18 protein-coding genes are annotated in these 19,368 nt (G+C 61.4%); 11 read left to right on the top strand and 7 right to left on the bottom strand.

The features are described 5' to 3' along the window. Nucleotides 1-4 precede the first annotated feature (4 nt). Nucleotides 5-877 (bottom strand): MurR/RpiR family transcriptional regulator, encoded by an 873-nt coding sequence (locus AC0L3I_RS09675; RefSeq protein ID WP_473526758.1) that lies wholly within the window; start codon nucleotides 875-877, stop codon nucleotides 5-7. 117 nt (nucleotides 878-994) lie between these two features. Between AC0L3I_RS09675 and AC0L3I_RS09670 the strand changes: the two genes are divergently transcribed. Together AC0L3I_RS09670 and AC0L3I_RS09665 are read left to right on the top strand one after the other, a co-directional pair. After that, complete coding sequence (locus AC0L3I_RS09670) at nucleotides 995-1,978, top strand: TAXI family TRAP transporter solute-binding subunit (RefSeq protein WP_473526757.1); 984 nt, start codon at nucleotides 995-997, stop codon at nucleotides 1,976-1,978. Between the two features lie 181 nt (nucleotides 1,979-2,159). Beyond that, a complete protein-coding gene (locus AC0L3I_RS09665; protein ID WP_473488382.1) occupies nucleotides 2,160-4,652 on the top strand; it encodes a TRAP transporter permease in 2,493 nt (830 codons plus the stop codon). Nucleotides 4,653-4,699: 47 nt separating this feature from the next. Here AC0L3I_RS09665 and AC0L3I_RS09660 read toward each other — a convergent pair whose 3' ends face one another. From AC0L3I_RS09660 to AC0L3I_RS09640, 5 genes are all read right to left on the bottom strand, one after another. After that, entirely contained in the window at nucleotides 4,700-5,749 is a 1,050-nt protein-coding gene (locus AC0L3I_RS09660; RefSeq protein ID WP_473526756.1) for an L-idonate 5-dehydrogenase, read from the bottom strand. Continuing rightward, a complete protein-coding gene (locus AC0L3I_RS09655) occupies nucleotides 5,746-7,152 on the bottom strand; it encodes a TRAP transporter large permease (protein WP_473488356.1) in 1,407 nt (468 codons plus the stop codon). Before AC0L3I_RS09655 ends, AC0L3I_RS09660 begins: the two co-directional genes overlap by 4 nt. 3 nt (nucleotides 7,153-7,155) lie before the next feature. Continuing rightward, nucleotides 7,156-7,728: a TRAP transporter small permease gene (locus AC0L3I_RS09650; RefSeq protein ID WP_473488355.1), complete on the bottom strand. Its 573-nt coding sequence runs from the start codon at nucleotides 7,726-7,728 to the stop codon at nucleotides 7,156-7,158. A 145-nt stretch (nucleotides 7,729-7,873) separates the two neighbouring features. After that, nucleotides 7,874-8,848 carry a sialic acid TRAP transporter substrate-binding protein SiaP gene (locus tag AC0L3I_RS09645; RefSeq protein ID WP_473526755.1) on the bottom strand — a complete coding sequence of 325 codons (975 nt, stop codon included), beginning with the start codon at nucleotides 8,846-8,848 and terminating at the stop codon, nucleotides 7,874-7,876. A 122-nt stretch (nucleotides 8,849-8,970) separates the two neighbouring features. Continuing rightward, the gene (locus AC0L3I_RS09640) at nucleotides 8,971-9,690 is read right to left on the bottom strand and encodes a FadR/GntR family transcriptional regulator (RefSeq protein WP_473488381.1); all 720 of its coding nucleotides are present in this window, start codon (nucleotides 9,688-9,690) and stop codon (nucleotides 8,971-8,973) included. Nucleotides 9,691-9,992: 302 nt separating this feature from the next. Here AC0L3I_RS09640 and AC0L3I_RS09635 point away from each other — a divergent pair, with 302 nt between their 5' ends. From AC0L3I_RS09635 to AC0L3I_RS09595, 9 genes are all read left to right on the top strand, one after another. Beyond that, on the top strand, nucleotides 9,993-12,008 hold the full coding sequence (locus AC0L3I_RS09635; RefSeq protein ID WP_473488353.1) for a multicopper oxidase domain-containing protein: 2,016 nt from the start codon (nucleotides 9,993-9,995) through the stop codon (nucleotides 12,006-12,008). Between the two features lie 26 nt (nucleotides 12,009-12,034). Beyond that, nucleotides 12,035-12,472, top strand: coding sequence for a YqaA family protein (locus AC0L3I_RS09630; RefSeq protein WP_473488352.1), 438 nt, complete (start codon nucleotides 12,035-12,037; stop codon nucleotides 12,470-12,472). Nucleotides 12,473-12,502: 30 nt separating this feature from the next. After that, on the top strand, nucleotides 12,503-12,985 hold the full coding sequence (locus AC0L3I_RS09625) for a hypothetical protein (protein ID WP_473488351.1): 483 nt from the start codon (nucleotides 12,503-12,505) through the stop codon (nucleotides 12,983-12,985). Between the two features lie 84 nt (nucleotides 12,986-13,069). Continuing rightward, a complete protein-coding gene (locus AC0L3I_RS09620; RefSeq protein WP_473488350.1) occupies nucleotides 13,070-13,303 on the top strand; it encodes a hypothetical protein in 234 nt (77 codons plus the stop codon). Further along, nucleotides 13,300-14,757, top strand: a complete 1,458-nt coding sequence (locus AC0L3I_RS09615) for a TolC family protein (RefSeq protein ID WP_473488349.1) — start codon at nucleotides 13,300-13,302, stop codon at nucleotides 14,755-14,757. Before AC0L3I_RS09620 ends, AC0L3I_RS09615 begins: the two co-directional genes overlap by 4 nt. A gap of 18 nt (nucleotides 14,758-14,775) precedes the next feature. Next, a complete protein-coding gene (locus AC0L3I_RS09610; protein ID WP_473526754.1) occupies nucleotides 14,776-16,134 on the top strand; it encodes a multicopper oxidase family protein in 1,359 nt (452 codons plus the stop codon). A 43-nt stretch (nucleotides 16,135-16,177) separates the two neighbouring features. Beyond that, nucleotides 16,178-16,666, top strand: a complete 489-nt coding sequence (locus AC0L3I_RS09605; RefSeq protein ID WP_473488347.1) for a cupredoxin domain-containing protein — start codon at nucleotides 16,178-16,180, stop codon at nucleotides 16,664-16,666. Nucleotides 16,667-16,704: 38 nt separating this feature from the next. Continuing rightward, nucleotides 16,705-16,989, top strand: coding sequence for a copper-binding protein (locus tag AC0L3I_RS09600; RefSeq protein ID WP_473488346.1), 285 nt, complete (start codon nucleotides 16,705-16,707; stop codon nucleotides 16,987-16,989). Nucleotides 16,990-17,345: 356 nt separating this feature from the next. Beyond that, nucleotides 17,346-18,755, top strand: a complete 1,410-nt coding sequence (locus AC0L3I_RS09595) for an adenylate/guanylate cyclase domain-containing protein (RefSeq protein ID WP_473526753.1) — start codon at nucleotides 17,346-17,348, stop codon at nucleotides 18,753-18,755. A gap of 43 nt (nucleotides 18,756-18,798) precedes the next feature. On the opposite strand, the gene AC0L3I_RS09590 is transcribed toward AC0L3I_RS09595, so the two are convergent. Further along, nucleotides 18,799-19,167 (bottom strand): hypothetical protein, encoded by a 369-nt coding sequence (locus AC0L3I_RS09590; RefSeq protein ID WP_473526752.1) that lies wholly within the window; start codon nucleotides 19,165-19,167, stop codon nucleotides 18,799-18,801. Nucleotides 19,168-19,368: the final 201 nt, after the last annotated feature.

Here is a 19,368-nt window from a genome sequence, read left to right as displayed (position 1 = left end):
CTCTTCATTCCGGCAGATAGGCACCGAACGCCTGTAACTCCAGTTCCGTCTCCCTGACACGAGCCGCGGCGGCCGGCCCGCTGCGCGCCAGCATCGTTGCAGCCAGCGCTTCAACGATGGCCATAGCCGCGGCTACCGACGGGAAGAAGGACGGGCTGTCGGTAGAGAATCGCAATGTAACGTCGGCATGCCGCGCGATCGGAGCGGCCACGCTGTCGACAATCGCGACAATCGGAACGCCGTGTCGTTGCGCAGCCTCCATCACCGGCCCGAGTTCACGCGAATAGGGCGAAAAGCCGATCGCGACGACCGCTTCCCTCTTTCCAAGCGCTGCGAGTTCCGCCTCAATCGCACCGCCGTCGCCGCCGAGCAGCGTGACGTCGCGCCGAAACATCCGGCAGAGATAGACGAGCGCGTGGGCGGGCGCGCGGCAGCTTCGGAACCCGGCGACGCGTATGCGCTGTGCCTTCTCCAGTATCGCGCAAGCCCTTGCTATTTCTTCGCTGCCGTTGACCGCTTCGGCCGCCGCCAGATTGGCAACCGTCGTCCTTAGCGATTCCGCGAAAATCGCCTCGGACCCGCGCTTGACAAGCGCATCGGCCCTTGCCGCGAAAGGCGCCTTGCCTGAGCGCAGCCGGTCCTCGAACGGCTTGCGCAGCGCCGCCCAATCCCCGAAGCCCAGCCGCCGCGCCAATCGCACGAAGGTCGTCGGTGTCACCTCTGATCGCGCGGCCAGAACCCGCATGGAAACCAGCGCCACCTCGTCGGGATGATCGACCAGGAATCGCGCCGCCTTGCGCAGCTCTGAGCTCAATTCGGGGAGTTCGGTCAATATGCGCACCAGAAGCGCGTCGAAACCCATCTCCCGCGTATTCATTGTAACAACCATTTCCCTTGATTGATAAAGCGCAACAATCGTAGCATGCATCGACGTGCCTTGACACTAAAACACCGGACGGCCGCGACGGCACGCAAAGTACCAAGGGAGAACCAGATGAAACATGCCTGGACTGCACGCCATGGAGCGCAGATCGCCGCCTTGTCGGCCGCGCTGCTGTTTTCGGCCAGCGCAATGGCGCAGCAGAATTTCGTTACCATCGGGACCGGTGGCGTCACCGGCGTCTATTATGCCGCCGGCGGTGCTATCTGCCGCCTGCTCAACAAGGATCGTAAGACACACGGCATCCGCTGCTCGGTCGAATCGACCGGCGGATCGGCGTTCAACGTGAACACGATCAAGGAAGGCGAACTCGACTTCGGCATGGCGCAGTCCGACGTCCAGTACAACGCCTACAAGGGGCTGGAATCATTCAAGGATGGTGGCGCCCATACCGACCTGCGCGCGGTTTTCTCGATCCATCCGGAGCCGTTCACGGTCCTGGCGCATCCGAATGCCGGCGTGACGAAATTCGAGGACTTCAAGGGCAAACGTTTCAACGTCGGCAATCCCGGTTCCGGGACACGCGCTTCCATGGAACGTCTGCTCGGTGCGATGGGCTGGACGTTGGCCGACTTTTCGCTCGCATCGGAGTTGAAGGCTGACGAGCACGGCCCGGCGCTCTGCGACGGCAAGATCGACGGGTTCTTCTACGGCGTCGGCCATCCCTCGGCGAACATCCAGGATCCGACGACCACCTGCGCCGCCAAGCTGGTGCCGTTGACTGGAGAAGTCGTGGACAAGCTCGTCGCCGAGAATCCTTACTACGCCAAGGCGATCATCCCAGGCGGCCTTTACGCAAACAATCCCGACGATACCGGGACTTTCGGCGTGCTCGCCACGCTGGTGACTTCGGCCAAGGTTCCCGATGAGAGCGTCTATCAATTGACCAAGGCGGTGTTCGAGAATTTCGACGAGTTCAAGTCGCTGCATCCGGCCTTCGCTAAGCTCGACCCGGCCAAGATGGTGTCGGAAGGGAATTCCGCGCCGCTGCATCCGGGCGCTGAAAAATACTTCAAGGAGAAGGGCTGGCTGAAGTAGGCTTCGTGACCTGACGACTGTCCGGCGGGTTCAGCGGACCCGCCGGGGCCATCCGCAACAGGAGGCGTCATTGAGCGAAGTGAAAGAACAACCGGCCGGCGTCGATCTCGAAGAGCTCGAACAGCTCGTCGCGGAGGCCGATACGGGTGGCCGGCGTCCGAGCGGAACAGTCGCTCGAATCCTGCTCTGGGTTGCAGTTGCCTGGTCGCTTTTCCAGCTCTGGTACGCTTCGCCTTTGCCGTTCGTGTTCGGCTTCGGCATCCTCAATGATACGGAAGCGCGCGCCATCCATCTCGGCTTCGCGCTGTTTTTGACGTTCCTCGCCTATCCGGCGCTGAGATCCTCTCCCCGCGATCGTGTGCCGCTACTCGACTGGGTGCTGGCCGTGGTCGGCGGGTTTGCCGGCGCCTACCTCTTTCTCTTTTACGTCCAGCTTTCCGGACGGCCGGGCCAGCCGACCACGCTCGATCTCGTTACCGGCACCGTTGGCATCCTGTTGCTTCTCGAGGCGACGCGCCGCGCGCTCGGCCTTCCGATGGTGGTCGTGGCATGTGTCTTCATCTTCTACACCTTTGCCGGCCAGTACATGCCGGACGTGATTCAGCATCGCGGCGCATCGCTCAACAAGTTTCTCAACCATCAATGGCTGACCACCGAAGGCGTCTTCGGGATTGCACTTGGTGTGTCGACGAGCTTCGTCTTTCTCTTCGTCCTATTCGGTACGCTTCTGGAAAAGGCAGGCGCCGGCAACTGGATGATGCAAATCTCCATCGCGCTGCTCGGCCATCTGCGCGGCGGCCCGGCGAAAGTCGCGGTGGTCTCATCGGCTCTCAACGGCGTCGTGTCAGGCTCGTCTGTCTCCAACGTGGTTTCAGGCGGCATCTTCACCATCCCGCTGATGAAGCGCACCGGCCTTTCCGGCGTCAAGGCGGGCGCCATCGAGGCTTCAGCCTCGATCAACGGCCAGATCATGCCGCCGGTCATGGGCGCGGCTGCGTTCCTGATGGTCGAATATGTCGGCATTCCCTATTCGGAGATCGTCAAGCACGCGCTGCTGCCGGCGGTTTTCTCCTATATCGCGCTGCTCTACATGGTTCATCTCGAAGCGATAAAGATGGGCCTGAAGACGATCCCGCAGCGTCCGACGCCGGCAAGGGAACGGATGCTGCGGATGGGGCTGGGACTGTCGGGCAGCGTTCTTGCCGTCTGTATCGTTTATTACGGCATCGTTGCTATCCAGGCTCTCTTCGGTGGAACCGCGCCGCCGGTGCTCGCGATCGCCGGCGTCGCTCTCTACGTCGCCTCGGTCTGGTATTCCTCGCGCTATCCGGACCTCGCACTTGACGATCCGAACGCGCCAATCCTGGAACTGCCGCGCGCCTGGGACGTCACGCGGACCGGGCTCGATTTCCTCATCCCGATCGCGGTGCTTCTGTGGTGCCTGATGGTCGAGCAATTGTCGCCAGGCCTCTCGGCGTTCTGGGCGACCCTGTCGATCCTCGGTATCGTCGCCACCCGCAAGCCGCTGATGGCGGTATTCCGTAACGAAAACCTCGCCGCCTCAATATGGGCTGCCTGGGATGACCTGATCGACGGGCTGGCGCTCGGCGCCCGCAACATGATCGGCATCGGTATCGCCACGGCCACTGCCGGCATCGTCGTCGGCACGATCACGCTGACCGGTCTCGGCCTGATGATGACGGAACTCGTCGAGTTCATCTCCGGCGGCAACGTCATCCTGATGCTGATCCTCATCGCCGCGATCAGCCTTGTGCTCGGCATGGGTATTCCGACCACCGCAAACTACATCCTCGTGGCGACGCTGATGGCGCCGGTCGTGGTCGATCTCGGGGCGCAGGCCGGACTGCCAATCCCGCTGATCGCGGTCCACCTGTTCGTCTTCTACTTCGGCATCATGGCCGACATCACCCCGCCCGTCGGGCTGGCGGCCTTTGCGGCGGCGGCGATTTCCAAGGAAGATCCGATCGCCACCGGCTTCCAGGGCGCGCTTTATTCGCTGCGTACGGCGATCCTGCCCTTCGTCTTCATCTTCAATCCGTCGATCCTGTTGATCGGAGTCGACACCTGGCCGCAGACGATCTGGGTGGCAACGGTGTCGTTGATCGCCATCCTGCTGTTTTCGGCGGCGACCATGAACTGGTTCGTGACGAAAAGCCGTCTCTGGGAAAGTGCGGCCCTGCTTGTCATCTGCTTCACGCTGTTTCGGCCGGACTGGTGGCTCAATCAGGTGTCGCCACCTTACGAGGAATTGCCGGCGAGCGAGTTCCTGCCGGCGGTGGCGAGCACGCCGGCCGATGGCCGCATCAATTTCGTCGTCGAGGGTGTCGACCTTATGGGCGAAGATGTACGCAAAACGGTCAACGTGCCGCTCGGCGAGCCGGGCGAACCGCTGGAGCGGCTGCGCGGCATCGGCCTTACCATCACGCAAGCGGGCGACGCGCTGATGATCAGCAATGTCGATTTCGGATCCTACGCCAAACGCATTGGGCTGGATGTCGGATATGACGTGGTGGCCGTGCTCAGAAAGGCCGACCAGCCCTCGAGCCTCATTCCGATCGGCCTGGCGCTTGCTGCGGCCACCGGCGTCGCCGGGCTGCAGTTTGCGCGGGCGCGCAAGCAGGCGGACAGGAAGGAAACCGGGCCGGCGCGCTGAGCCTGGGAACGGTTGATAACAGCTGGTGGCAGGCGCTGGGCAAACCCTCAGTCGGCGGTCAGCACCACCTTGACGCTCTGCGAGCGGTCGGCGGCCAGGCGAAACGCATCGCGGGCCGAGGAGAGGGGGCGTTCGGCGGTCACCAGTCTCAGGACGTCTATATCCCCGCCGACGATGAGATCGACCGCCTGGTTGAATTCCGCGCCGAAACGAAACGTGCCGTTCAGATTGATTTCCTTGGCCATCACCGCATTGGCCGCCACCGGGATCTGACCACCCGGAAGATTGCCGACCTGAACGACCGTGCCGCCGCGCCGGACGCTGGCGATCGCCGCCGCGAGACCCGCAGCGGTGCCTGAAATCTCGAACGCGACGTCGATCGCCTTGTCGGCCGCGAGCGCCTTGAGTTCGTCGCCACCGCCGGACAGGTCGATCGTCCTGTTTGCTCCAAGTTCGCTGGCGAAGGCGAGCGGCGCCTCGGCTATGTCGGCGACGGTGAGCTCGCCACATCCCTTGAGCCTGGCGGCGAGCATGGTCAGAAGCCCGATTGGGCCGGCGCCGAACAGGATGACGTTGCGGCCGGCGATGTCGCCGGCCCGTGCCACAGCATGCAGGCTGACGGCGAGCGGTTCGGCGAGTGCCGCCGCCTGGTAGGCGACATCAGGCGGGACTTTGACGCATTGCGCGGGCGTGGCATCGAATAGGCTGGCAAAACCGCCTTGCATATGCGGCGTTTTCGACGCCGAGCCCATGAAATAGATGTTTTCGCAGAGATTGGCGCGGCCCTCCGCGCATCGCGCGCATTGTCCGCACCAGCGCGATGGGTTGACCGCCACGCGATCACCGACGGCAAGTCCTGGCGCGTCCGCGTTGATTTCGACGATCTCTCCGGCGACCTCGTGGCCGAGCACGAGCGGCGACGTAACGACAAAATCGCCTGTCCGCGCATGGCGGAAATAGTGCAGGTCGGAACCGCAGATGCCGCCTGCGCCGAAACGCACGCGCACCATTCCCAGCGCGAGGGGACCGAGCGGATGCTCGACGACGCGCAGATCCTCGGGGCCGAACAGCGTCGCGGCGACTGCGTTATCGATCATCGGATCAGTCCCATTTGTGTCGGAAGCCACAGCGTGATGGCGGGGACGAAGGTGATCAGGATCAGCGCGACGATCAATGGCACGAGCCAGGGCAGGATCGCCATGGTCGTACGCTCGACCGACAGCTTGGCGACCCGCGACAGGACGAACAGCACCATGCCGAGCGGCGGATGGAGGAGACCAATCATCAGGTTAAGCGTCATGATCAGACCGAAATGCACCGGGTTGATGCCGTACACGGCGGCCACCGGCAACAGGATGGGCACAAGAATGGTGATCGCCGCAATCGTATCGAGGAAGCAGCCGACCACCAGCATCAGGACGTTCACCAGGATGAGGAAGACCCACATGTTGTCGGTGAGGGCGAAGATGAAGGTCGAGAACAGCTGTGCCGCCTGGCTGACGGTGAGCAGCCAGGCGAATATCGAGGCGGCGGTGACGATGAAGAGTACGGAGGCCGTCGTCTCGATGGTGTCGAAGCTCGCCTTTGCGAGTGTGCGCAGCGTCATCGTGCGGTAGCGCACCAGCCCGAGGAAAAGCGACCAGATCACGGCGGCCATCGCCGCCTCGGTCGGCGTGAACCAGCCCATCGTCATCCCGCCAATCAGGATGATCGGCGTCATCAGTGCCATGACCGCGGAGAAGTCGAAATACCAGTCGACCGCAATCAGCAACAGCAGCGCGATGCCGACCGCGACATTGATGGACAGGCCAAGCTGCACCAGCAGATAACAGGCGAGCGGGAAGGCCGCCACCACCAGCACCTCGCCCGCCGCTTCGGCGAGCCGCCGAAGCTCGAACGGCGTGTCGGAACCCCAGCCGCGCCGATAGGCGAAGATGGCGACCGTCACCATCATCAGCACGGTCATGACCACGCCCGGCAGGATGCCGGCCATGAACAGCGCGCCGATCGAGACATTCGCCATCATGCCGTAAATGACGAAGGGCAGCGACGGCGGGAAAATCGGCCCGAGCGTCGCCGAGGCAGCGGTGACCCCGACCGCGGCGTCGATCGGATAGCCGTGGTCCTTCATCGCCTTGATCTCGATGGTGCCGATGCCGGCGGCGTCGGCGAGCGCGGTGCCCGACATGCCGGAGAAGATCACCGATCCGATGATGTTGACCTGCGCCAGGCCGCCCTTCATCCAGCCGACCAGCGCAAGGGCGAAGGCATAGATGCGGCCAGTGACGCCGGCGATGTTCATGAGGTTGCCGGCGAGGATGAAGAAGGGCACGGCGAGCAGCGGAAAGCTCTCCACCCCGGCAATCATGCGCTGGGCTGCGATGATGTCGGGCGCGACACCATAGATGACGAGGTAGAGCACCGAGGCTGCCGCCATCGACACGGCGACCGGCACGCCAATCAGCATCAGGACCAGAAAGCCTCCGACCAATAGCAGCATCGCTCAGTCCCCCACCGTTTCGAACGCACCGGGGCGCTCGAGCACCGAATAGCCACGCCTGTAGTTGCCAATGAAGACCTGGATCGAGCGCGCGAACATCAGCGCGAAGCCCGCCAGGACGGCGTAGAAGAACCAGCGGCGCGGCAGGTTGATGGTGACCATCCGCTCGTGCGCGACGATCGAGACATAGCGCCACATCAGCCAGGTCCCGTAGGCGAAGAAGACGACACGGATGACGTCGACGCTAAGCGCGAGCCAGCGGCCGACGCGCTCCGGCAGGTAATGGTAGAGCACATCGACATGGATGTGGCGCGAGATGCGCACGCACATAGCGGCGCCGAGAAAGACGACGACGACGAGCGCGTTGATGGCGATCTCCTCGGTCCAGGCAAGGCTGTTGTTCAGCGCATAACGGGTGAAGAACTGCAGGAAGACACAGACGACCATCCCCCAGAACACGGCGAGCGTTATCCAGTCCTCGATGCCGTGGTGCGACAGATCAATGTGTATCGGCACCTCCTCGAAAGCGTGGGCGATCTCTTCGACGGTGATCTCGGTATGGTGTTCCTCGGCCATTGGCGCGGGCTCCCGAAGCTGGTAGGTCGTCAAGGATTGGAAAGGCCGTCCGGCGCAACATGGAACCGGACGGACGGGCAGGTTAAAGCGGCGAATCCGGTTGCCGCTCTATCCCCTTGTCTGAGCACCTGATTTTCCCGATACTCTACTTAATCGCGCGGATCGCTTCCCAATCGGCCTTGTTGTAGCCGAACTCCTCGAACGTGACCTTCTCAAGAACATTCCTTTCAAAATCGGCACGGTCGACGTCGGTCACGGTGATGCCGCGATCCTTGAACACCTGCACCAATTCCTTTTCGCGCGCGACGATCTTTGCCGTGGCACGGGCGGCTGCCTCCTGCATCACCTCGGTGAAGATCTGCTTGTCCTCGTCGGAAAGCGAGGCCCAGCGCGACTGTGATACGATCGTGTTGAGGTGATCGACGATGTGTCCGGTGAGCACGATGTGCTTCTGCACCTCGTAGAATTTCTTCGCCTCGATGGTGGTCAGCGGGTTCTCCTGAGCCTCGACGGTGCCGTTCTGCAGGGCCAGATAGACCTCGGCGAAGGCGATCGGCGCGGTGTTGGCGCCGCACGCGCGCGGCATGGCGAGATAGGCGGGAACGTCAGGGACGCGCATCTTCAGACCTTGCATATCGGCACATTTGGCGATCGGCCGGTTTGAGGTGGTCTGCCGCGTGCCATAATAGGTGGTGGCCGTTATGTGATGGCCTGACTTTTCCTCGTAGCCCTTGGTCAACGCCTTGTAGACGTCGCTTTTGGTGTATTTCAACAAATGGTCGGCGTCGCGGAAGGTATACGGGAAATAGGTGACGCCGATCGGCGGATATTCGCGCGCCGCAAAGCTCGACCCGGAAATGATGATATCGACCGTGCCGAGCGTCAGGCCCTGGTTTATATCCGCTTCCTTACCGAGCTGCGAGGCCGGATAGACGTCGACGGTGTAGCGGCCCTGGGTGCGCTTCTTAATCTCCTCCGCTGCCCACACGGACTCGGTATGGAAGGGCTCCGACGTCTCATACACGTGGGCCCATTTCAGAGCTGTCTGCGCCGAGGCCGAAGCCAAAGGCATAGCGATTGCTGCGATCGCACCGAGTAGAATTCCGTATTTTCTCAGCATTGTGTTCCTCCCTGAGGTTGGATTTGACTGCTCCGACCGGATCTCCTCCCGGTCGGCTGCTAGACCTTTTAGTTTGAGCATCGGTTTTTCCCAAAACCGTTCCCACTTTTGGGTCCGATGCTCTATTCCGCGACCTCCTTGGCTGCGGATTTCTCACCGAAATTGCGTGAGAATCTCAATTGCGACTGACGCAGATGTTCCTGCATGGCGGCTTTAGCCCGTTCAGGGTCGCGCGCCGCGATCGCGTCGCGCACCGCGCGATGCTCCTCCGCGGCGACCCGCCAGGAATCCCTGTTCTCGAAATAGCTCGACAGGCGTTCGAAATATGGGTTCATGCGCTGGTCGAAAAGCTCGCCGATGCAGCGCACCAGGACGGCGTTTCCGAGAATGCCCGCCACCATCGTATGGAACTCGCGGTCGAGTGCGATCGTCATCTTGGTCGGGTGAGGTATGTCCTCCATGCGGCGCAGCACGTCGTCCATATGTTCGATATCGATCGGTCGAATATGGAGGGCGGCTTCGGCGGCGATCGCCCCTTCAATGAACTCGCGTGCCCGCAACAGCTCGAACGGGCCTTCATCCATCTCTGCCGTCAAAACGTCGGCCCGCGGCGGTTCGGTGACGTAGATGCCGGAACCGACGCGAATGCGTATGCGCCCCTCGACCTCGAGCGCGATCAGCGCTTCACGGACGGTCGGGCGGGAGATGCCCAGCTGATCGGCCAGTTCGCGCTCGGTCGGCAGGCGATCGCCGACTGCGAATTCGCCCGCGTCGATCAGCTGCCTGAGCTGGTCGGCGATCTGTCGGTAAAGTCGACGCGGTTCAACGGCCTGGATCGGCATTGTTACCCAGTTCCACCTCACCGGAATCATCTGGCTGATCCCGGATCGGTAAATTGGTCTGACCTATTGATCAAAAGTGCCGGGAAAAAAGCAAAGAGTCAAGGAGCAGCCCTTGGAACTCATTCTCTGTCATTTTCTTGGAAGCAAGGATCGGCGATTTGGCTGGGCGGCAACTCTTGACCTTCCAGCAACTGGAAAGCTTATGCCCATGGTTTCGAGGCGATAGCTGAAGCCGCCGCAGATGATCCGGAGAGGCAATGCCAGACTAGGTCAGTGGAGAGAAAACCGACAGGAGTTCTGCAGTGTTCGTACAGCCCGTCGACTACTTCCTCGCATTCTGGTTCGTTCTTGCTGGCCTGAGCACGGCCTACGTGTCGTGGGATCAGTTCCGCAACAATCCCGAACCCGTGGTGATGAAATGGGGCTTCATCCTGGTCACGCTCTATATGGGACCGCTGGGGCTGCTGATTTACGTGCTGGCCGACAAGGAGCCGCGGCCAGGCGAACACGAGGCGTTCACTAAGCCGCTCTGGAAGCAAGGCGTCGGCTCGACGATCCACTGCGTCGCCGGAGACGCCACCGGCATCATCCTCGCGGCGGCAATCACCGCCGCTCTCGGGCTGCCGATGTGGATCGATCTCATCGTGGAGTATGTTGCCGGGTTCGCCTTCGGCCTGTTCATCTTCCAGTCGCTGTTCATGAAATCGATGATGGGCGGCACCTATTGGGAGAATGTCCGCAAGAGCTTCATGCCGGAATTCATCAGCATGAATTTCATGATGGCGGGCATGGCGCCGGTCATGAGCTTTCTGATGATGGGCAGCGACATGCGGGCCATGGAGCCGACCGAGCTTCTGTTCTGGGGCGTCATGTCGTTCGGCGTGATCGTTGGCTTCATCACCGCATATCCTGCCAACGTATGGATGGTGGCCCGTGGCCTGAAGCACGGGCTGATGACCGAACGCGAACCGGAATTCGACAAGGCGAGGGAAGGCGGGCGCGAGCACGCATATGGCGGCGCGGAAGCCGGAATGGCGGGGCACCACGCTTACGCGCGCCTCGACGAACATGCCAACCCCAGACATGCCAACCCCAGACATGGCAACCCAGGCGGCAATCGCGGGGCCGGCCATCATGGATCCGGCCATAGCTCCTCCCACGGCGATGGCGGAGGCGGGTCGCGTGGTACGCATGGCGGTCACGGCATGGAACCGGATGCAACTGTGCCGCAACTCGCGGCCTTCGGCGGCGTGTCCGTACTTGCGCTGGCGCTCGGCATGATCGCTCCGGCCAACTGGGTGAACCTCACCCTCAGCGCGCGAGACGTAGGCGGCGCCATCATGCCGCCCGGCATGATCATGGACCGCGACACGCCGGCTGCAGCGATGCTGGACATGGCCGCCGTGCATCCTCGCCTGATCACGGCCAGCCATGGCTTGGAAGTTCGCGGCGACCGGGAACTGGAAGCCAGAATGGAGAACGGGGTAAAGGTGTTCGACCTGGAAACCTCGGTCATCCGCTGGGCGATCCTGCCGGACGTGAAAGTCGACGCCTATGCGATCAACGGTCAGGTGCCCGGCCCGCGGCTGCATATCCGGCAAGGCGACCGGGTGCGGATCAACGTCACGAACCGTCTGCCGGAGAGCACGACCCTGCACTGGCACGGGTTGATCCTGCCGAACGAAATGGACGGCCCGGCCGAGATCACGCAGGAGCCGATCCCGCCCGGCGGCAGCTACCGATACGAATTCACGGCGGGCCAATCGGGGACCTACTTCTATCACTCGCATGACCATGTCGATCGCCAGCAGGCGCTCGGACTCTACGGCGCACTCATCATCGATCCCGCCAATCCCCAGGAGGAGATTGCGGCCGACCACGACTATGTTATTCAGCTTCAGGAATGGCTGATGCGGGAGGGCCTGACTTTTCCGTCGATGCCGATGGACGGCGGGCAGCCGAATTATTTCACCATCAACGGCCGCGCCTATCCGTCAACGGACACGATCAGGATGAAGGTCGGCGAAACCCTGAAAGTGCGCTTCATCGGCACCAATAATGGGTTTATCCACCCCATGCACATCCATGGCGGTCCATTCGAAGTTGTCGCCCGCGACGGCGAGACTATCCCTGAGTCGGCACGATTCCTTGCCGATACGGTCAACGTCGGACCCGGGCAACGCTACGATGTCGTCTGGCAGGCACGCCGGCCCGGAAAATGGCTGATCCACTGCCATATCGGGCATCATACGACCAACAACAATGTCGAAGAGAAGGGCGGTGGCGGACTGATGGTCGTGATCGATGTGCAACCCTGAAACCTTTCCGCAAAGCGAAAACATAGATGGATGTGTTTGCCGTATACGGCGGCCTGTTTCTTGCTGCCTTCGCCGCAGCCACCATCCTTCCGGCGCAGTCGGAGGCCGCCCTTGCAGGGCTCCTCGCCACACATTCCTTCTCGCCCGCAATGCTGGTTGTTGTCGCCAGCATAGGCAACGTCCTGGGCTCGGCGGTGAACTGGGGTCTTGGTCGAGGGCTCGAACGCTTCCGGGACAGGCCCTGGTTTCCGCTGCGTCCCGAGACGCTCAACCGCGCCATGAGCTGGTATCGCCGTTATGGAAGATGGTCGCTCCTGTTAAGCTGGATGCCGATCGTCGGTGACCCGCTGACCGTGGTCGCCGGGGCTTTGCGCGAGCCGCTATGGAGCTTTGTCGCAATCGTCGCCGTCGCGAAGATTTCGCGTTATCTGGTCGTCGCCGGAGCAGTGCTGGGCCTGATGTAAAACCGAAATCGTGGACATCGCAGCAGGGAGTTGCGTTCACTTTTGGTTGCACTGCAACAAAGCGGCCGCGGCGACCTTGACAAATCAGCCGAACAATTGTCGGAAGGGTTGATGAGGACTCTTGGTCGATTCACGATCCTAGGAAACATACCGCTCCGAGCACTGCTGGCGGTCGTGTTCCTGGTCATGTCGGCTCTTCAGCCTGGTCTGTTCGCCACAGCCAATGCCACGGGCTTTCACGCCGGGGCGGATCTCCAGGCCGAGACACCCGCACACGATATGGGCGATCACGGCGCCACGGCGGACGACGCGGGTACGTCTGAGCATCATCACGGCGCCAAGCAATCCGCCGACAAGAGCTGTGAAGTCCATTGCGCGCCGGCAAATGCGGTGCCGGTCGATTGCCCTGACTTGGAGCATGTTGTCTCCCGCTGCTTTGCGCCCGTCGTTGCCGTCACTTTGCCGCTCGGCGAATACACAGCGCTCATAAGGCCCCCCAAACATCTGAACTGACGCGCCCTCTCGGGGCGTTCGCGCGCAGCGTCGGGAATCCGTTCCCGCGCGGCCAAACGCATACGTCATGGCTTCAGGTCTACAATGAAAATCGCAAGCTCCGCGATGCTCGCATCGCTGTTAGTTACCGGATGTGCGGCAACCACGCCGCCGGACATCCTTCCCGCCTTCAATCCGGCCGATCCCGCAATGGGCGTCCGTGATGTGCACTACCACCCGGTCGTCGTCGACTATCGCAACCGGGAGCCGGTGGATCCGCAGAATTGGCGGCGCCTCAATCAAGAACGCTCTCCCGCGAACCCGGGAGCCGGATCATGAAGCGCCGGCCCCTGACCATAGCTGCGGTGGTAACCATTCCGCTGATCGCTGCCGGATGCACGACTAGCGCAGCCCTTGATGGCATCTCAGCCCCGATGGCCGGCTTCACGACAGTCGCAGCGCGTGCCGAATCCGTGACCGGCAAGAAAACCGTATGGGTGCAATCCAGCGAGGAAGCGCGGACGGTTTCAGAGCGCGTGAAGCGCCTCGTCCAGAAGAAGACGATCGGCCCGGACACCGCGGTGCAGGTCGCCTTGCTCAACAACAAGGGCCTCCAGGCCGCCTATGCGGAGATCGGCCTGTCGGCGGCCGACATGTGGCAGGAAACGATGCTCGTCAATCCGACGATCTCGGTCGGCATGATCGGCGTCGATCCGGTGCGGACGATTGAAGGCGCGGTGATCAGCAACATCCTTGCGCTGGCGACCCACAAGCGGCGTGTCGCGGTCGCGGATGCGCGATTCCGTCAGGCTCAACTCCGCGCCGCCGAGGAAACGCTACGACTGGCCGCCGATACGCGGCGGGCCTGGGTCAACGCTGTATCGGCCTGGGAAAGCGTTTCCTATCTGAACAAGGCGCAAGCCACCGCCGACGCTGCTTCGGAACTCGCTCAGAAACTTGGCGAGACAGGCGCCTTCACAAAGACCGGCCAAGCCCGCGAACACGTCTTCTATGCCGAGATCACCGGTCAGGCGGCGGAGGCGCGGCTCGCTGCCCGGACTGCCAAGGAAGAGCTCACCCGGCTGATGGGTCTATGGGGACCGGACGTCGATTACTCAGTCCCCAACATGCTTCCAGCCTTACCGAAAGGCGCCAAGGCCAAACGCGCGATCGAGGCGGAGGCGCTAAGAAATCGCATCGACCTTGAGATCGCGAAACTCGAGCTGGAGGCGCTGGCGAAATCCTACGGTCTGACCGAGGCGACGCGCTACGTCACCGACCTGGAACTTCTTACTGGGGTGGAAGTGGAACGCGAGGAGGCGGAAGAAGGCGGAACCGAGACGAGCACCTCCCCCATCCTCGAGCTGGAGTTCGTCATCCCTATCTTCGATACGGGCAAGGCGCGCATGCGCAAGGCTGAGCTCGCCTACATGCAGGCTGCCAATCGGCTGGCGGAAAAAGCGGTGAACGTCCGCTCCGAGGCGCGGTCGGCCTATGACGGATATCGTTCGACCTATGACATTGCCCGGCACTATCGCAACAGTGTCGTGCCTCTTCGAACTAAAATCGAGGAAGAGTCCGTCCTCACCTATAGCGGCATGATCACCAACACGTTCGAGCTTCTGGCAGACACCCGCGCGAAAATCAGTTCGATCATGCTTTCCCTCAACGCCAAGCGCAATTTCTGGCTCGCCGACGTCAATCTCGGAACCGCCGTCTACGGTGGAGGCGCATCGGGCGCCGGTGGCGGCGACGCCCCGGCCGTAGCCGAGGCCGGCGCCGAAGGCCACTGAACCCAAGGAGAACAATAGATGCTTTCAAGACGTCAGTTACTAGGCGCGGGAGCCCTGCTCGCCGGCGCTACGGCATGGACCAAGACTTCGGCGATGGGCTTGCCGGAGGCTCCGATCATGGAATCCCCGGACATGCAGCCGCCGATCTTTCCGACGAGCGGGCCGGACTACCAGCCGGTGGTGACGCTCAACGGCTGGACGCTGCCGCACCGCATGAATAACGGGGTGAAGGAGTTCCACCTCGTCGCCGAACCCGTCGAGCGGGAGCTGGCGCCCGGAATGACCGCCTATCTGTGGGGCTACAACGGTCAATCCCCCGGTCCGACGATCGAGGCGGTCGAGGGCGACCGGGTCCGCATCTTCGTGACCAACAAGCTCCCCGAGCACACCACCATCCATTGGCACGGCATGATCCTGCCAAACGGCATGGATGGCGTGACAGGACTGACCCAGCCTGGAATCCCGTCTGGCAAAACCTTCGTCTACGAGTTCGACCTCGTGAAGAGCGGGACCTTCATGTACCACCCGCACGCCGACGAAATGGTCCAGATGGCCATGGGCATGATGGGCTTCTTCGTCATTCATCCCAAAGACCCGAAATTCATGCGCGTGGACCGCGATTTCGTGTTCCTGCTGAACGCCTTCGACATCGAACCGGGGTCATACGTCCCGCGCATCATGGAGATGACGGATTTCAATCTCTGGGGCTGGAACAGCCGCGTCTTTCCGGGGATCAGTCATCTTCCGGTGGCAAAGAACGACCGCGTCAGGGTTCGGGTGGGCAACCTGACGATGACCAACCATCCGATCCACATGCATGGCTACGACTTCGAGGCGACCTGCACCGATGGCGGCTGGGTCCGGCCGGAGGCGCGGTGGCCGGAGGTGTCGATCGACATCCCCGTCGGCGCCATGCGGGCATATGAGTTCGAAGCCAAATACGAGGGCGACTGGGCGATCCATTGCCACAAGTCGCACCACACAATGAACGCCATGGGCCACGACGTGCCCACGTTCATCGGCGTCGACAACTCGAAAGTCACCGACAAGATCCGCCGGGTCCAGCCGGAATACATGGCCATGGGTGACCGCGGCATGGCCGATATGGGCGAGATGGAGATGCCGCTTCCCGACAACACCATCCCGATGATGACGGGATGGGGACAGTTCGGCGCGATCGAGATGGGCGGCATGTTCTCGGTCGTGAAGGTCCGCGAGGGCCTGTCCGCGAACGATTACGCCGATCCCGGCTGGTACCAGCATCCGGAAGGAACCGTTGCTTATGAGTGGACGGGTGACGTTCCCGCCGCCGCAAAGTCAGGTGACGCAAAAACGATGGCTCCGGCAGCGCACGGCAGCCACGGAAAACAGGGATGAAATGCCCACCGTCTCAAACCCCAACAAACAGAGAAAGACCAGCATGAAACGAATGATGATCGCGGCCATGATGATGGCAGTCGTTCCCGGCGCGGCTTTAGCCGGGGGAAATCACAGTGGCGGCCACGGTGAGGCCGCGTCAATGGAAATCGGAACGCCCGGCAAGAAAGCACAAGCAAAACGGACGGTTAACATAACCATGACGGAAAAGGACGACGGGGCAATGGTTTTTGAACCAGCCCTGTTGAAAGTCAAGAAGGGCGAGACGATCCGCCTAAAGTTCGTGAATAAGGGCGAAGGAGATCATGAGTTCGTCATGGATCAGTACGCCGCGGTCATGGAACACAAGGCGGTAATGGAGAAGTTCCCAGAGATGGAACATGCCGATCCGAACTCAATCCGACTTGCCCCGGGCGCGTCTGGCGAGATCATCTGGACGTTCGCCAACGCTGGCGATTTCGCGTTCGCTTGCCTTATTCCCGGACACTACGAGTCAGGCATGAAGGGCGACATCAAGGTCGTCGCTCCCTGATTTCTCGTCAACTCTGAGCAAACAGAAGGATATCTGAAATGAAATCGTTTGTGAAAATCACCGCCGCCGCGACCATCGCGCTCGCATTTGCTACCGCGACCCTGGCTGCCGAATATACCAAGGGCGAGGTCACCAAGGTCGACACGAAACAGAAGAAGATCACGATCAAGCACGAAGAACTCACGAACCTCGGCATGCCGGCGATGACAATGGTTTTCGTGGTCGCCGATGATGCGATGCTCGACAAAGTCAAGGAAGGTCAAGCGATAGAGTTCGTCGCGGACCGTGTGAAAGGGCGCATTACGGTCACGGAAATCAAGTAGGCGAGGTGCGGTAGCGGGCCGTCGGAAACGTCGGCCCGCGCCGCCCGTGGCTGCTAAGATCCATTTTGGCCGTCGGGTGACGCACTGTCGGAGCCGAGGACAAGTGCTTTTCGCCTTTCGGAAAGCATTCGGAACGTGCTGGGCCGTATCATCAGTTCGCAGCTTGGCCGCGAGATGAAGCGCTTCAGACGGGACATGCTCCGATAAATCCCGCGAAATCAAACTGCGGCACGATCGTCTGTTGGGACGGTCGATGATCCCTGCTGCCCATTTGGAGGCCAATGTTTGTGGCCCCGAAGCCAAGGACGCGGTCCGCGCCGATGGGTTCACCTATTGAGAAGTCGAGCTGAATACCGATGACATCTAGCAATCGCGCTCGAACCGAGATCGGCGGCCTTATTTCGGAGGTCGAACAGCGCAACGAACTACGCACCGCGCTCTGGCGTTTCGTGGCCTTGTTCGTGTTCGCGCTCTCTGTCGCGCTCGAACCGGACATCGTTAATCACGAGATTCACGTTACCCTGCTGAGCGCCTACGCCGCGATTACCTTTGTAGCTGTGGGCCTGGTGATAACGAGGTTGTTCCGCCCGTGGCTGAATTGGGTCTATGTCGCGGTAGACGCGTCCCTTGTCATCTATCTGACCGCCGAGCATCTTCTTGACCCCACCTCCTCTTTGGTCGATGCACTGGCAACGCCAAGCCTCGTGATCGCGTTCGTGCTTCTTTCACACGCAAGCATGCGCATGCGCGCAGGGCCGGTTGCCGCCTTTGCAATCCTTGTCATTCTCGGTTCCTTGGCCGTCGCCTTGTTGCCGGTTTGGGAGGACGGTTTTGAGGCCATTTTCCGCGTCTCTTGGGAGGAAGTTCAGGCGGCGGTAGTTCGCCTTGCGGCTTTCACCGTCGTCGCGGCGATCCAGATCGTTTTGGTACTCGACATCCAGCGGCTGGTGCAAGAAGCGGTCGCAAGTTCGAGCGAGCGGGCGAACTTGGCCCGCTTCTTTGCTCCCGAGACGGCCGAGCGCCTGGCGACGGGGGGTGCACATCTCGGCCTTCGCCGTCAGGAGGCGGCAATACTGTTCGTCGATATCCGAGGCTTCACCGGACTCGCCGAGACGATGCCGCTTGAGGAGATTGCCATCCTCCTCACCGAATATAGGCGGCGGGTGACGCAAGCCGTATCGGGATGTGACGGGATCGTGGATAAATTCATCGGCGATGGCGTCATGGCTGTGTTCGGGTTTCCTATGCCACTCCCGACCGCCGCGCTCCGGGCCTTCGAATGCGCGGTCGAGTTGTCCAACTTTCTCGAGCTATGGAGCGAGAAAAGGATGCGCGACGGCGGGGATCCCCTAACTTTCGGGATTGGCGTTCACTTCGGCCACGTGATCGGAGGCGTCATACCCGGAGAACTGCATAGTGAGTACACAGTAATTGGCGATTCAGTGAATCTGGCCGCACGGCTTCAGGCCATGTGTAAGCTGACGGATGCCCGCATCGTCATCTCGGACGAACTCGCCTGCAAACTGCCGCGGCATTTGAGGACGCCTGAGTGGCAAACGCTGAGGGCTGCAACCGTCCCGGGCCGATCTGAAACCGTCGACGTCCATCTGCTGCCGATGCAGGCGTCAAAGATACAAAGTTACCAACCACAGGATCCCGACCGGAACGCTTCACGGCCGAACGATGCGCCGCGAGGTGTGCGGCCTGTTGCGGCGACGGTCAGGTCAGAACCTAATCGGCAGCATCAAGGGCATAAGCCGCTATGATTGGTTGGAGATCGGATGATCCGGTGACCTCACGTCACGGATATCATGACGAGGGGGCCGCGCAGAATGTTATCCAGAGATTCTCTTTCCAATCGTCAGGTGCGGAACGGCTTAGAGGCATCTCTATAGGATATCTTCGCGCGCCCACGCTCACATACGCCGGATAATTGCAGCGAACGCGTGCACGATGCTTGCCGGTATCTTCGTACCTGATGGCGCCGTTCGCGTCTGTTTCGACTAAGCCAATAGCGACGTCGAAGTCATAGTCCCCATCTCGCGAGACGCTATTGTTCAGGATGCTAAGCTGGACCGAGGTGGCATCTGGAAAATTGGCAGTGTAAAAGATCAGTTGCTCCGCCGCCATCGAGGGCGTAGCCACCAACACGCCGGCAAAAAATGGAATGGCGCGCATCTCCTCCTCCCGAGGATCCAAAACCAGACTATCATCTCTCGCGTCGATATTCGAATCGAATCTCCGTTTCGGAGTGGGCGGAGGCATCCAGAAAGGCCGGATATTCCTCGACGTGCGCAGCGCTTGAGGCGGTCGTATGAAGTCTTTGCCGCGGCGATTAGGCATCGTGAAGAACGAAATCGCTTCTTCTTTGCATCGGCT

The sequence above is a fragment of the Mesorhizobium sp. WSM4840 genome (genome assembly GCF_055811755.1).
The sequence above is the reverse complement of the archived record's forward strand: the minus strand, read 5'-3'. Positions and strand labels throughout refer to the sequence as shown.